This window comes from Sphingopyxis sp. (genome assembly GCF_051861155.1).
Lineage (GTDB): Bacteria > Pseudomonadota > Alphaproteobacteria > Sphingomonadales > Sphingomonadaceae > Sphingopyxis.
Genome location: NZ_JBHYDE010000002.1, coordinates 51999 through 64649 on the forward strand (window position 1 = coordinate 51999; position 12651 = coordinate 64649).

The 12651-nt window shown below is 63.7% G+C and carries 16 protein-coding genes; 10 read left to right on the top strand and 6 right to left on the bottom strand.

Annotated features, from left to right (window positions below; all coding sequences use genetic code 11):
- Positions 1 to 25 precede the first annotated feature (25 nt).
- A complete protein-coding gene (locus ACTIFP_RS03650) occupies positions 26 to 790 on the bottom strand; it encodes a class II aldolase/adducin family protein (RefSeq protein WP_439567799.1) in 765 nt (254 codons plus the stop codon).
- Between the two features lie 275 nt (positions 791 to 1065).
- Here ACTIFP_RS03650 and rpsU point away from each other — a divergent pair, with 275 nt between their 5' ends.
- Complete coding sequence (gene rpsU, locus ACTIFP_RS03655) at positions 1066 to 1272, top strand: 30S ribosomal protein S21 (RefSeq protein ID WP_037510267.1); 207 nt, start codon at positions 1066 to 1068, stop codon at positions 1270 to 1272.
- Positions 1273 to 1549: 277 nt separating this feature from the next.
- Positions 1550 to 2083, top strand: coding sequence for an FKBP-type peptidyl-prolyl cis-trans isomerase (locus ACTIFP_RS03660; protein WP_439567358.1), 534 nt, complete (start codon positions 1550 to 1552; stop codon positions 2081 to 2083).
- Positions 2084 to 2171: 88 nt separating this feature from the next.
- On the opposite strand, the gene ACTIFP_RS03665 is transcribed toward ACTIFP_RS03660, so the two are convergent.
- The 5 genes from ACTIFP_RS03665 to pyrE form a co-directional block, all read right to left on the bottom strand.
- Positions 2172 to 3281 carry an AI-2E family transporter gene (locus tag ACTIFP_RS03665; RefSeq protein ID WP_439567359.1) on the bottom strand — a complete coding sequence of 370 codons (1110 nt, stop codon included), beginning with the start codon at positions 3279 to 3281 and terminating at the stop codon, positions 2172 to 2174.
- Between the two features lie 11 nt (positions 3282 to 3292).
- Positions 3293 to 4135, bottom strand: coding sequence for a signal peptidase I (lepB, locus tag ACTIFP_RS03670; RefSeq protein WP_439567360.1), 843 nt, complete (start codon positions 4133 to 4135; stop codon positions 3293 to 3295).
- Between the two features lie 7 nt (positions 4136 to 4142).
- Entirely contained in the window at positions 4143 to 4544 is a 402-nt protein-coding gene (gene acpS, locus ACTIFP_RS03675) for a holo-ACP synthase (protein WP_439567361.1), read from the bottom strand.
- Positions 4545 to 4665: 121 nt separating this feature from the next.
- Positions 4666 to 5397, bottom strand: a complete 732-nt coding sequence (locus tag ACTIFP_RS03680; protein WP_439567362.1) for a pyridoxine 5'-phosphate synthase — start codon at positions 5395 to 5397, stop codon at positions 4666 to 4668.
- Positions 5394 to 5975 (bottom strand): orotate phosphoribosyltransferase, encoded by a 582-nt coding sequence (pyrE, locus tag ACTIFP_RS03685; RefSeq protein ID WP_439567363.1) that lies wholly within the window; start codon positions 5973 to 5975, stop codon positions 5394 to 5396. Before pyrE ends, ACTIFP_RS03680 begins: the two co-directional genes overlap by 4 nt.
- Positions 5976 to 6206: 231 nt before the next feature.
- Here pyrE and coxB point away from each other — a divergent pair, with 231 nt between their 5' ends.
- The 8 genes from coxB to ACTIFP_RS03725 all read left to right on the top strand — a co-directional run bounded on the left by coxB (position 6207) and on the right by ACTIFP_RS03725 (position 12632).
- Positions 6207 to 7298: a cytochrome c oxidase subunit II gene (gene coxB, locus ACTIFP_RS03690; protein WP_439567364.1), complete on the top strand. Its 1092-nt coding sequence runs from the start codon at positions 6207 to 6209 to the stop codon at positions 7296 to 7298.
- A 16-nt stretch (positions 7299 to 7314) separates the two neighbouring features.
- Positions 7315 to 8988, top strand: coding sequence for a cytochrome c oxidase subunit I (gene ctaD, locus ACTIFP_RS03695; RefSeq protein ID WP_439567365.1), 1674 nt, complete (start codon positions 7315 to 7317; stop codon positions 8986 to 8988).
- A 60-nt stretch (positions 8989 to 9048) separates the two neighbouring features.
- On the top strand, positions 9049 to 9960 hold the full coding sequence (locus ACTIFP_RS03700) for a heme o synthase (protein WP_439567366.1): 912 nt from the start codon (positions 9049 to 9051) through the stop codon (positions 9958 to 9960).
- Positions 9957 to 10106 (top strand): hypothetical protein, encoded by a 150-nt coding sequence (locus ACTIFP_RS03705; RefSeq protein ID WP_439567367.1) that lies wholly within the window; start codon positions 9957 to 9959, stop codon positions 10104 to 10106. Before ACTIFP_RS03700 ends, ACTIFP_RS03705 begins: the two co-directional genes overlap by 4 nt.
- Positions 10107 to 10129: 23 nt before the next feature.
- The gene (locus ACTIFP_RS03710) at positions 10130 to 10642 is read left to right on the top strand and encodes a cytochrome c oxidase assembly protein (RefSeq protein ID WP_439567368.1); all 513 of its coding nucleotides are present in this window, start codon (positions 10130 to 10132) and stop codon (positions 10640 to 10642) included.
- 80 nt (positions 10643 to 10722) lie between these two features.
- The gene (locus tag ACTIFP_RS03715) at positions 10723 to 11598 is read left to right on the top strand and encodes a cytochrome c oxidase subunit 3 (protein ID WP_439567369.1); all 876 of its coding nucleotides are present in this window, start codon (positions 10723 to 10725) and stop codon (positions 11596 to 11598) included.
- A gap of 1 nt (position 11599) precedes the next feature.
- On the top strand, positions 11600 to 11995 hold the full coding sequence (locus tag ACTIFP_RS03720; protein ID WP_439567370.1) for a DUF983 domain-containing protein: 396 nt from the start codon (positions 11600 to 11602) through the stop codon (positions 11993 to 11995).
- Complete coding sequence (locus ACTIFP_RS03725; protein WP_439567371.1) at positions 11988 to 12632, top strand: SURF1 family protein; 645 nt, start codon at positions 11988 to 11990, stop codon at positions 12630 to 12632. Before ACTIFP_RS03720 ends, ACTIFP_RS03725 begins: the two co-directional genes overlap by 8 nt.
- Positions 12633 to 12651 lie beyond the last annotated feature (19 nt).

The window sequence follows — 12651 nt, forward strand, 5'->3', positions numbered from 1 at the left end:
GCGAAGATTTAACGTCGCCGCGGGATTAGTCACGCCAGCTTGTGTCGATCTTGTCGACCTTGCGCACCATCGCGTCGAACTCGGCCTTGCCCGACTGGCCAGGGATCGCCGCCATATACAGATCGCGCTGGTGGACCTTGATGACGTCCTCGTCGACCAGGATCGGCTTGCCCATGCTCATCGTCGCCAGTTGGATTTCGCACGCGCGCTGCAGCGCCCAATATTTGATGAAAGCGTCGGAGAGCGATTTGCCCATCACCACCGGGCCGTGGTTGCGCAGCATCAGGATACGCTTGTCGCCCAGATGCTCGACCAGCCGTGCGCCCTCTTCCTCGCGCACCGTCACCCCCTCGAAATCATGATAGGCGAGCTGGCCCATGAAGTTGCAGGCGTAGAAATTCACCGGTTGCAGCCCGCCTTCGAGGCCGCACACCGCGACCGTCGCGGTGGTGTGGGTGTGGATGATCGCATGCGCGTCGGGCAGGACACGGTGGAACAGGCTGTGCTGGACGAACCCCGCCTTGTTGACGTGCCACGGATTATCTTCGTCCAGCTTGTTGCCGTCGATGTCGATCTTGATCAGGCTGGAGGCGGTGACCTCGCTGAAGTGCATGCCATAGGGGTTGATCAGGAAGGCGCCTTCCTGATCGTCCAGCTTGACCGTGATGTGGTTGAAGATCATCTCGTCCCAGCCCATCATCGCGAAAATGCGGTAGCATGCAGCCAGTTCCTGCCGCGCCGTCCATTCGGCTTCGCTATATTTGCTGTTGCGCTTGAGCTGGGTCGCCATCGCCTGTCCCTTTGTCATGTGAGTTTCGTCCTGCTACCTATGCCATAAGGCAAGGGGGGCGCACAATCCCGCAGGCGAGCGGGGCGGTTCGGCAGCTCGGCGGGGGCGTTTTGCCGCGCAGGGGCTTGCATTTCGCCGCGAATCCTTTTAGTGGCCCCACATCGGAACGTCGCGTGACCGCGGCGCTCTTTTTATTGCCCGAATATCGGCGGTTTATGGCGAACCGGTTCACCCGGTGCCCAAATCGTTTTGACGAACAGGAGACGACACGGCGTATGCAGATCATCGTTCGCGACAATAATGTCGACCAGGCCCTTCGCGCGCTCAAGAAGAAGCTGCAGCGTGAGGGCGTGTATCGCGAAATGAAGCTGCGCCGTCATTACGAGAAGCCCAGCGAAAAGCGCGCGCGTGAGCACGCCGCGGCCGTTCGCCGCGCCCGCAAGATGGAGCGCAAGCGGATGGAACGCGACGGGATCAAGTAAGACCCGTCCTTCCTTTAAGGATCCTGATCGTGAAACAGGCGCTGCGGGCAACCGCGGCGCCTTTTTCGTTTTTCCGACGTCATTGCGAGGAGCGAAGCGACGCGGCAATCCAAGGGTAGCTTAAACCGCGCTGGATTGCTTCCCCCGGCCTTCGCCGGGGTCGCAATGACGACGGGCTTACATGCCTCGTAACTTCACGCTGGACCGCCCCGCGCTGCTCCGCCTATAGGCGGGCGCGACAATATTGCTCTGCCGAGCAACGGAAGGATCAGCGATAATGAGCGTGACGACGGTTCCCCTACGCCCGGTGAGCAAAAGCGGCCTGTGGCTGATGTGGTTCGGCCTGCTGGCCCTGCTCGTCGCGGGTGCCGCTTTGGCGTGGCACACTCGCCTCCAAAACTTCGAAGTGGTGAAGGCCGGTGAGGGCGCAAGCCCGACCGACGGTGATGTCGTTCTGATCAAATATACCGGTCGGTTGGGTGACGGTATGGTATTCGATCAGCAAGAGCAGGCGCCGATGCCCGTCAACGGCGTTGTGCCAGGCTTCAGTGAAGCGCTGAAAAAGATGCAAAAGGGTGGAAAATACAAGATCACAATCCCGCCTGAAAAAGGTTACGGTGCCGAAGCAAAGGGACCGATCCCGGCAAACAGCACGCTCTATTTCGACGTTGAGTTGCTCGATTTCCGTTCGGAGGCCGAAGTTCGCGCGATGCAGCAACAGATGCAGCAGATGCAGCAGCAACAGATGATGCAGGGGGCGCCGGGCGGCGCTGGCCCGGACGGTCCGCCGCTGGGTGCGCCGCAGCCGTAATATTCGTCGCCCCTGCGAAGGCGAGGGCGGCCAGCAAAGCTTGCGCTACGCCGATCGCTGTCCTCGCCTTCGCGGGGGCGGCGGTTTGTTATCCTGCCGTTTTCATTTCCTTCGGCGCCGTCCCCGCATTGCGTTCGGCCTCGCGTTCCAGCGCGACCTTGATCATCGCGACGATCGGGTCGGCGAGGAACAGCCCCATGATGCCGAGCAGCGCGCCGAACAGGATCTGCGCGCCCAGCACCAGCGCCGGGGCGAGGTCGACGGTCTTTTTCGCCACCATCGGCACGATCAGATAGCCGTCGACCGTCTGCACGACGAGATAGATGATGATCGCCCACAGCCCGGTGTCGGTCCCAGCCGAGAAGCCGACGAGCACGAGCAGCACGCCCGAGACGATCGCACCGATATTGGGAATGAAGGCGAGCAAGCCGGTGAGCAGGCCGAGCAAGGCCGCCATCGGGATGCCGACCGCCATGCAGGCGAGCCATGTCCCGATCCCCTCGACCAGCATGCCGAGCAGACGCCCTGCCATCAACCGGCGCAGCGTGAACCCCATCCGTGCGGTGGTAATGTAGAAATTCTCGCGGTTCTTCATCGGCAACATCCACGCGACACCGCGCTCGTACAACCGCGGTTCGATCGCGATAAACACGCCGAGGACGAGGATCATCACCAGGCTGGTCAGCCCGCCGACAACGGTGCCGACCGCAGCGGTGACGCGGCCAAAAGTACCGGCGAAATTGTCCGAGATGGTTTTGGTATCGAGCTGGAAGTTGCCCATGCCGTGATCGCTGGCCCAAGCGGCGACGCGCTCGATCTGCGCCATCACCACGCTTTGCAAGCTTACGGCCTGCGCCGCGATCTGCGACCCGGCGAACATCGCGGTCCAGATCATGAAGAGAAGGACCGAGAGGCAGACGATCAAAAGGCGCCAGCCGCGCCCGATCGGCAGAATACGGCCGAGCAGGCGGGTACCGCCGTCGAGGATGGCCGCCATGACAATCGCGGCAAAGATCAGCAGGATTGGCTGGATCAGGACGATACACGCGGCGATGAGCAGCGCGAGGCCGAGCCACACGCTGGCCTTTAGCAACTCGGTGCGGACGAGGTGGCTGCGAATCTCGGTCGGGCCGGGGGCGTCGGCGGTGGCTTTGGCGCGTGCCTGGGCTCGCTCTTTCCGCTCGACCCGCTCCACCATGACTTCGCTCCCTATTTTGCTGTGCTGCTACGTTCGGGCCGCAAGTCGGTTCCCGCGCGGTCGGGGCGCAGAGCATTGAACCAGCTGAGCGGATTGTACCATATGGCGGTACCGTCGGTCGAAAAGCTGATGATCTCGGCGCGGCCGGCGATCGTATCGAACGGGACGGGGCCGCCCAGCCCCTTCTGATCGGTCGCGACCCGGCTGTCGGCGCTGCCGTCGCGGTTGTCGCCCATGAGGAACAGATGGTCGGCGGGCACTTTGATCGGCCCGTAATCGTCGGTAGTATAGCCGGGGCCCATGTCGATGGTGTCGAACGTCGCGCCGCCGGGCAGCGTTTCGCGCACAATCGGCAGTTCCAGCACCTCGCGCCCGTCGGCGCCGCGGGTGATGAACCGATCGAGGCTGCTGTCGCTGCTGGGCAAATTGGGATCGACGGGGATCGCCAGCAGCGGCTGGACTTCGCGTTTCACCGGCTTGCCGTTGATGCTGAGTTCGCCGTTGGTGAGCTGGATCGTATCGCCGGGCAGGCCGATCACGCGCTTGATATAGTCGATCCGGGTCACCGGATGTTCGAGCACGACGATGTCGCCGCGTTCGGGCAGCTTGGCGAACCAGCGGCCCGCCATCTTGGGCGCGAGGTGAAAGCTGACCGACGAATAGGACCAGCCATAGGGGTATTTGCTGACGATCAGCCGGTCGCCGTTGCGCAGCACCGGCATCATCGAATCCGACGGGATGTAAAAGGGCTTGGCCACGCAGCTGTGAATGCCGAGTACCAGCAGCAGGATCACGACGATGTCGCGGATCAGCTTGCCCCAGCTTCCGTCGTCCCTCGTCTTGTTTTTCGCCATTATCCGGTCAGTCCTTGATCGCTTCGATGATGACGAACGCCTGCGCCCAGGGATGATCGTCGGTCAATGTCAGGTGGATATGGGCCGTGTGACCCGCAGGGACCATCTGCGCCAGCCGTTCGGCCGCGCCGCCGGTCAACGCCAGCGTCGGTGCGCCCGACGGTGCGTTGACGACGCCGATGTCCTTCATGAACACGCCGCGCTTGAAGCCGGTGCCGACCGCTTTCGAAAAGGCCTCCTTCGCGGCGAAGCGTTTGGCGTAGGTGCCCGCGCGGGTGAAGGGCCGGCGCGCCGCCTTGGCGCGTTCGACGTCGGTAAAGACGCGGTTTTCGAACCGTTCGCCGAAGCGGTCGAGCGAATTCTGGATCCGCTCGATATTGCAGAGGTCGGAGCCGAGGCCGATGATCATGACGATCCCAACAGGTCGTCACCCCCGCGAAGGCGGGGGTCGCTGGCGGCGTGCCCCGCCCGCGCAGTATTAGACTGCCAGCGGCCCCCGCCTTCGCGGGGGCGACGGATATTTTTCACGCTCACCCGCGCGCCTCGTCCATCAGCGCGCGCATCCGGCGCACGGCGTCTTCCAGTCCGGTAAAGATCGCCTCGCCGATCAGATAGTGGCCGATATTGAGTTCGGCGAGCTGCGGGATCGCGGCGACGGGGACGACATTGTCATAGGTGAGGCCGTGGCCCGCATGCGGTTCGATGCCATTCTTCCACGCCAGCGCCGCGGCGTCGGCGATACGGCGAAGTTCCACGGCGCGCGCCTCGCCCTCGCAATGGGCATAGCGGCCGGTGTGGAACTCGACGACCGGCGCGCGCAGCCGCATCGCCGCCTCGATCTGGCGCGGGTCGGGTTCGATGAACAGGCTGACGCGGATGCCCGCGTCGTTCAGCCGCGCGACGATGGGGGCGAGGTGGTTGTGCTGGCCTGCGGCGTCGAGCCCGCCCTCGGTCGTGCGCTCCTCGCGCTTTTCGGGGACGATGCACGCGGCGTGCGGATTGTGGCGCAGCGCGATCTCGACCATCTCGTCGGTGGCCGCCATTTCGAGGTTCAGCGGCAGGTCGGTCGCCGCCTGAATACGCGCGAGGTCGTCGTCACGGATGTGCCGCCGATCCTCACGCAGATGCGCGGTGATGCCGTCGCCACCGACCGCGGCGACGATTTCCGCCGCGCGCACCGGGTCGGGATGCTCGCCGCCGCGCGCGTTGCGGATCGTCGCGACATGGTCGATGTTGACGCCAAGGCGCAGCCGACTGCTCAATTCGCGCGGCTCCCGGGTTTGACCGCCTTGGTCGCGGCGAGTTCGGGCGGCAGTTCGTCCTCGGCATAGGTCGGGAAGTTGATCGCGACGAGCGGATAGAAGGGCACGCCCAGATCGACATTGCCCGCCGACCGGTCGACCAGCGCCGCTTCGGCGATGACGTCGCCGCCCGCCGCCGCGACGCACGCCATCGCCTCGCGCGACGACAGGCCAGTGGTGACGACATCCTCGACCATCAGCACCTTGGCGCCGGGTTCGATCGTGAAGCCGCGGCGCAGTTCGAACGTCCCGGTCGGCCGCTCGACGAAAATTGCGGGCTTGCCCAGCGCGCGGCCCATTTCATGGCCGATGATCACCCCGCCCATCGCGGGCGACACCACGACGTCAATCGCCTGCCGAAGGTCGCGGGGCAGCTTCGCGGCGAGGGCGACCGCGAGCCGTCCAGCCCGTTCGGTGTCCATTAACACGCGCGCGCATTGCAGATAATATTCGCTGTGGCGCCCCGACGAGAGCAGGAAATGCCCCTGAAGCAAGGCGTCGGCGGCGCGGAATTCGGCCAGGATTTCATCATCGGTCATGGGAGAATTGTTCTTTTGTCCAGTGCGTCGCCCATGGCGGGCGACCGGGTTTTGGCGGCGAAGATTATCCAGCCGCAAAATAGTGTTAGAGATGCTTGAGGCAAGCGGCAAGCGGGTCTATAGCGCCCGCGAGATTCAGCCCGTCTGCCGGCTGGCCGGACGCATGTCCGGTCGCTGCCGCAGGTGGGACGAAGCGGAAAAGAACAACAGGCAACGGGCGGCACTATCCTTATGAAGAGCTTGAAAACCCTTGTAATTGCGGCGGCTTTGTCGCTGGGCGCGGTGAGCGTCGGCTATGCGCAGGCACCGGCAGCGGCCCCGGCCGAAGCCCCCGCCGCCGCGGCGGCGCCGGCCACCGCGAATCCGGCGCCGGTCGCCGCCGACGCGGCGGCACCGGCCGCGGCTCCGGCGACGGCCACCGCCGCCGTCCCGGCTGGCGACGCCACCTATGTTCCGATGAAGCCGACCCCCGGGATCGGCCAGCCGGTCGCCAAGGGCATCGATTTTCAGCCGCAGGTCAGCCCGATCGGCGAGCAGGCCTATTGGTTCAACCATGTCATCCTGTTGCCGGTGATCACGATCATCACGCTGATCGTCCTTGGCCTGATGCTGTGGGCGATGTTCCGCTTCCGCGCCAAGGCGAACCCGGTGCCGTCGAAGACGACGCACAACACCTTCATCGAAATCATCTGGACCGCCATTCCGGTGCTGATCCTCGCGGTGATCGCGGTGCCGTCGATCCGCCTGCTCGCAGCGCAATATGAACCGCCGAAAAAGGAAGCGCTGACGATCAAGGTCACCGGATACCAATGGTATTGGGGCTATGCCTATCCCGATCAGGGCATTGGCGAATATGTGTCGAAAATGTTGCCCGAGGCGCAGGCCAAGGCCGGCGGCGAACCGTATCAGCTCGCGGTCGACAACCGCATGGTCGTCCCCGTCGGCCGCCAGGTCAAGCTGATCATCACCGGCGCCGACGTCATCCACAGCTTTGCGGTACCGGCCTTCTGGACCAAGATGGACGCGGTCCCCGGCCGCGCCAACGAAACCACCTTCACCGCGAACAAGGTCGGCGTCTATTACGGCCAATGTTCGGAACTGTGCGGCGTCGACCATGGCTATATGCCGATCGCGGTCGAAGTGCTGCCGGTCGACAAATGGGAAGCCTGGGTCCGCTCGAAGGGCGGCAACCCCGCCGGTCCGGTGACCGCTGCTCCTGCCGCGGCGGCAACGCCGGCTGCGACGCCGGCCGCCGCCCCGACCGCCGCACCCGAAGCTGCCCCGGCAGCGGCGCCCGCCGCCGCCCCGGCCGCCAAAAATTAATTAAGGGGTCCGACAGATGACCGATATTGCCGCAACTGCACCTGCCCATGGCCATGCCGATCATGCGCATGACGACCATGATCACGATACCCCGGGCTTTTTCGTCCGCTGGTTCATGTCGACGAACCACAAGGACATCGGCACCCTCTATCTGATCTTCGCGATCATCGCCGGCATCGTCGGCGGGGTGATTTCGGGCATGATGCGCCTCGAACTCGCCGAACCCGGCATCCAGTATCTGACCGGCTGGGCGCAGTTTTTCGACGGCGCCGCCGGCGACGTCCAGGGCAAGCATTTCTGGAATGTGATGATCACCGCGCACGGCCTGATCATGGTGTTCTTCATGGTGATGCCCGCCATGATCGGCGGTTTCGGCAACTGGTTCGTGCCGCTGATGATCGGCGCGCCCGACATGGCCTTCCCGCGCATGAACAATGTCAGCTTCTGGCTCACCGCCGTCGCTTTCATCATGCTGGTCGGGTCGATGTTCGTTCCGGGCGGCAGCGGGCTTGGCGCCGGCACCGGCTGGACCGTTTACGCGCCGCTGTCGACCAGCGGGTCGGCGGGTCCGGCGGTCGACATGGCGATCTTCTCGCTGCACCTGGCGGGCGCGGCGTCGATTTTGGGCGCGATCAACTTCATCACCACCATTTTCAACATGCGCGCGCCGGGGATGACGATCCACAAGATGCCGCTGTTCGTGTGGTCGGTGCTGGTCACCGCCTTCCTGCTGCTGCTCGCGCTGCCGGTTCTCGCCGCCGCGATCACCATGCTGCTGACCGACCGCAACTTCGGCACCACCTTCTATGATGCGGCCGGCGGCGGCGACCCCGTCCTTTACCAGCATCTCTTCTGGTTCTTCGGCCACCCCGAAGTGTACATCATGATCCTGCCGGGCTTTGGCATCGTCAGCCAGATCGTGTCGACCTTCAGCCGCAAGCCGGTGTTCGGCTATCTCGGCATGGCCTATGCCATGGTCGCGATCGGCGTCGTCGGCTTCATCGTGTGGGCGCACCACATGTTCACCGTCGGCATGAGCGTGAACCTCAAGATGTATTTCACCGCCGCGACGATGGTCATCGCGGTCCCCACCGGCATCAAGATTTTCAGCTGGATCGCGACGATGTGGGGCGGGTCGATGAGCTTCAAGACCCCGATGGTCTGGTCGCTCGGCTTCATCTTCATGTTCACGGTCGGCGGCGTGACCGGCGTCGTGCTCGCCAATGGCGGCGTCGATACCAACCTCCACGACACCTATTATGTCGTCGCCCACTTCCACTATGTGCTGTCGCTGGGCGCGGTGTTCTCGCTGTTCGCGGGTTTCTATTACTGGTTCCCGAAAATGTCGGGCCGGATGTACAATGAATTCCTCGGCCAGCTGCACTTCTGGATCTTCTTCATCGGCGTGAACGTCATGTTCTTCCCCCAGCATTTCCTGGGCCAGCAGGGCATGCCGCGCCGTTACCCCGACTATGCGGAAGCCTATGCCTATTGGCATTATATCTCTTCGTTCGGTTATGTGATCATGGCCGTCGGCATGATCTTCTTCTTCGTGAACATCCTTTATGCGCTGTTCGCGGGCAAGAAGGCCGCCGACAATCCGTGGGGCGAAGGCGCGACGACGCTCGAATGGACGTTGTCGAGCCCGCCGCCGTTCCACCAGTTCAACGAACTGCCGCGTATCGCCTGATTTGTGTTGCCTCCTGCCGTTCGGCGGCAGGGGGCGCACGATTTTCGGGCCGGAGTAAATATGGCGCAAAGCCTGACCCACGGCGAAACGGCACTCCCCGCCGATTGGCGCGACCTGTTCGCGCTGACCAAGCCGCGTGTCATGTCGCTGGTGGTGTTCACCGCGCTGTGCGGGCTGCTCGCGGCGCCGGTCAGCGTCCCGCCCGTCCTGGCCTTTTCGTCGATCCTCGCGATCGCATTGGGGGCAGGGGCGTCAGGCGCGCTCAACCAATGGTATGAGGCGGGGCTGGACGCCAAGATGAAGCGCACCGCCGGACGGCCGCTGCCCGCGGGGCGGCTCGACCCGCAGACGGCGCTGCAATTCGGTATCGGCCTTGCCGCCTTTTCGCTGTTCCTGATGCTGTTTGCGTCGAACTGGCAGGCGACGCTGCTGCTGGCGGTATCGATCCTGTTCTACGTCTTTGTCTATACAATGTGGCTGAAGCCGCGGACGCCGCAGAATATCGTGATCGGCGGCGCGGCGGGCGCCTTTCCGCCGCTGATCGGCTGGGTCGCCGCGACTGGCAGCGTTGCGCCGCTGCCGGTCATGCTGTTCTTGCTGATCTTCTTGTGGACCCCACCGCATTTCTGGGCGCTCGCGCTGTTCGTGCGATCGGATTATGCCGCCGCGGGTATTCCGATGATGCCGGTGGTCGCAGGCGAGAAATCGACCCGGCGCCAGATTCTCTTCTATGCGCTGATCATGGCGGCGGCGGCGGTTGCACCGTGGCCGCTCGGCTACACCGGGGCGCTTTATGGCTGGACCGCGACGATCCTGTCGGCGCTGTTCGTGGCGCTGTCGGTGCAGGTCGGGACGCGCACGACGGGCGAGGGCGATCTGATGCAGCCCGAAAAACGTCTGTTCGCTTATTCGATCGCCTATCTTTTCATTCTCTTCGGCGCCGTTGTTGCCGACCATTGGTGGCCCTTATGACCGAAAATCCGAATCTCGAGCCTTTTGACGAGGTCGAATATCGCCGCCGCCAGCGCAGCCGCGCCAATATGATGGCGTGGATGCTGGGTGGGCTTGCAATCCTGTTCTTCTTCATCACCATCGCCAAGATGCAGATATTCGCATGAAGAAGACGGCCTTTCTCTGTGCGATGCTAGTCGTTGCTATGACGGGCCTCGGCTTTGCGGCGGTGCCGCTCTACGATCTGTTCTGCCGCGTGACGGGCTTTGGCGGCACGACGCAGCGTTTCGATCCGGTCGCAGCGGCCGCCGAACCGAAAATTTTGAAGAACACCATTTCGGTCCGTTTCGACGCCAATGTGTCGCCGGGGCTGCCGTGGAAATTCTATCCCGAGCATCCGACCGATACGGTCAGCATCGGCGCGCGCGACATGGCGATCTTCATCGCCGAAAATAACTCGTCGAAGCCCATCGTCGGTACCGCCGGGTTCAACGTCACGCCGACGCAGGCGGGCAAATATTTCACCAAGATCCAGTGCTTCTGCTTCACCGAACAACGGTTGGAGCCGGGGCAGCAGATGCGCATGCCGGTGCTGTTCTTCGTCGATCCCAAGATCATGGACGATCCCGACGCGCGCGACATCCAGGAAATCACCCTCAGCTACACCTTCCACCCTGTAGACGAGGGTAAAAAGGCGAGCTAAGGCCGCGATCAGAGTCTATATCAAGGACCGGCGGGCGATGGGGAATCGCGACGCCGGGGCTGCAAAACGGGAAAAACGCAATGTCCGGTGCCAAACATCATGACTATCACCTGGTAAACCCCAGCGTCTGGCCGCTGATCGGTTCGATCGCGGCGCTGGTGATGTTCTTCGGGCTCGTGATGTTCATGCACGACGATTATTTCGGCGGCGTCGGCAAATGGGTGCTCGGCCTCGGCTTCATGGGCGTGATTGCCACCTTTTTCAGCTGGTGGTCGGACGTCATCAACGAAGCGCATGCCGGCGACCACACCCCGGTTGTCCAGCTCCATCTGCGTTACGGCATGATCCTGTTCATCGCGTCCGAAGTCATGTTCTTCGTCGGCTGGTTCTGGGCGTGGTTTGACTTTACTTTGTTTCCGGTGCCGATCGAATATGTCGACGGCGCGGTCACCTCGCTGTTCGGGCAGGATGGCGCCGATGCGATCACCCAGTGGCCGCCGAAGGGCATCGAGGTTATCGACGCTTTCTCGTTGCCGCTGCTCAATACGCTGATCCTGCTCTGTTCGGGCACGACGATCACCTGGGCGCATCATTCGCTGATCCACGGCGACCGCGAGGGGCTGAAGAAGGGCCTGTGGGCGACGATCATCCTCGGCGCGATCTTCTCGGCGATCCAGGCCTATGAATATGCCCATGCGCCGTTCGCTTTCGGCCAGAGCAATTTCAGCTCGGCCTTTTACATGGCCACCGGTTTTCACGGCTTCCACGTTCTCGTCGGCACGATCTTCCTGATCGTCTGCCTCGTGCGCACCTACAAGGGTCACTTCACCCCTCAGCAGCATTTCGGTTTCGAGGCTGCGGCCTGGTACTGGCACTTCGTCGACGTGGTGTGGCTGTTCCTGTTCATCATCGTCTATGTCTGGGGCGGCTGGGGCGCGCCGATCGCCGCGCACTAAATTGCCGGACGAAGCCTATATTCCAAAGGGGCAGCCGCCGGTCTGGCGCGCTGCCCTTTTTGGCCTCTGCCCCGAATGCGGCGCGCCGACCCTGTTCGACGGGCCGGTAAAGTTTCAGGCGAAATGCAGCGCCTGTGGGCTCGATTATGGTCGCTATAATGTCGGCGACGGCCCCGCGGCGTTTCTGACCCTGATCATCGGTGCGCTGCTCGTCGTGCTGGCGCTGGCGCTCGATGCCGCGGTGCAGCCACCGCTTTGGGTCCATGTCCTGCTGTGGGTGCCGCTGACCGCCGCGGCGGTGGTCTATGGCCTGCGCGTCGCCAAGGGCGCGCTATTGGCGAGCGAGCATCAGCGGCAAGCCGCCGAGGGCCGGCAGGCCGACGAACCGCATGACTGACCCTGTGACGCCCCCGTCGCGGCGCTGGCCGCTGATCCCGACGATCATCGTGCTCGCGGCGGTCCTGGTGATGATCGCGCTCGGGGTGTGGCAGCTGCAGCGCAAGAGCGAGAAAGAGGCGCTGGTCGCGCTTTATCAACGCAACATGGCGATGTCGTCGCTGGTCGCCTATCCCGAACTGCCGCCGGTGGCCGATGCCTTTCTGTATCGCAAAAGCAGCGTCGTCTGCCTTGAGGCGGTGGGCTGGGATCCGCGCAGCGGCACCGATCGCAAGGGCCGGGCAGGCATCCGCATGATCGCCGAATGCCGCACCGGCGCGGAGGGGCCGGGGGTGCTGGTCGATGTCGGGATCGGCGACGATTTTACCCCGCCCAAATGGGCCGGCGGCATCGTGCAGGGAACGATCGTTCCGGGCCCCGAACAGCCGACGGTGATCGCGCGTGCGACGGGCAAGGCGGTGCCGGCGCGGGCGATGCTGATCGCCGACACGCCGGCGGCCGGGCTGCGCGCCAGCGCGGTCCCCTCGGCCGATGATACCCCGAACAACCATCTGGCCTATGCGGGGCAATGGTTCCTGTTCGCCGCCGCGGCGCTGATCATCTATATTCTGGCGGTCCGTCGCCGCTTGCGGCCTTGACCGCTCGCCGCTAGGCGCT

Excerpts from the sequence above, each read along its gene's own strand:
- ACTIFP_RS03650 (WP_439567799.1), bottom strand. The coding sequence starts at position 790 with ATGGCGACCCAGCTCAAGCGCAACAGCAAATATAGCGAAGCCGAATGG.
- rpsU (WP_037510267.1), top strand. The coding sequence starts at position 1,066 with ATGCAGATCATCGTTCGCGACAATAATGTCGACCAGGCCCTTCGCGCG.
- ACTIFP_RS03660 (WP_439567358.1), top strand. The coding sequence starts at position 1,550 with ATGAGCGTGACGACGGTTCCCCTACGCCCGGTGAGCAAAAGCGGCCTG.
- ACTIFP_RS03665 (WP_439567359.1), bottom strand. The coding sequence starts at position 3,281 with ATGGTGGAGCGGGTCGAGCGGAAAGAGCGAGCCCAGGCACGCGCCAAA.
- lepB (WP_439567360.1), bottom strand. The coding sequence starts at position 4,135 with ATGGCGAAAAACAAGACGAGGGACGACGGAAGCTGGGGCAAGCTGATC.
- acpS (WP_439567361.1), bottom strand. The coding sequence starts at position 4,544 with ATGATCATCGGCCTCGGCTCCGACCTCTGCAATATCGAGCGGATCCAG.
- pyrE (WP_439567363.1), bottom strand. The coding sequence starts at position 5,975 with ATGACCGATGATGAAATCCTGGCCGAATTCCGCGCCGCCGACGCCTTG.
- coxB (WP_439567364.1), top strand. The coding sequence starts at position 6,207 with ATGAAGAGCTTGAAAACCCTTGTAATTGCGGCGGCTTTGTCGCTGGGC.
- ctaD (WP_439567365.1), top strand. The coding sequence starts at position 7,315 with ATGACCGATATTGCCGCAACTGCACCTGCCCATGGCCATGCCGATCAT.
- ACTIFP_RS03700 (WP_439567366.1), top strand. The coding sequence starts at position 9,049 with ATGGCGCAAAGCCTGACCCACGGCGAAACGGCACTCCCCGCCGATTGG.
- ACTIFP_RS03705 (WP_439567367.1), top strand. The coding sequence starts at position 9,957 with ATGACCGAAAATCCGAATCTCGAGCCTTTTGACGAGGTCGAATATCGC.
- ACTIFP_RS03710 (WP_439567368.1), top strand. The coding sequence starts at position 10,130 with ATGCTAGTCGTTGCTATGACGGGCCTCGGCTTTGCGGCGGTGCCGCTC.
- ACTIFP_RS03715 (WP_439567369.1), top strand. The coding sequence starts at position 10,723 with ATGTCCGGTGCCAAACATCATGACTATCACCTGGTAAACCCCAGCGTC.
- ACTIFP_RS03725 (WP_439567371.1), top strand. The coding sequence starts at position 11,988 with ATGACTGACCCTGTGACGCCCCCGTCGCGGCGCTGGCCGCTGATCCCG.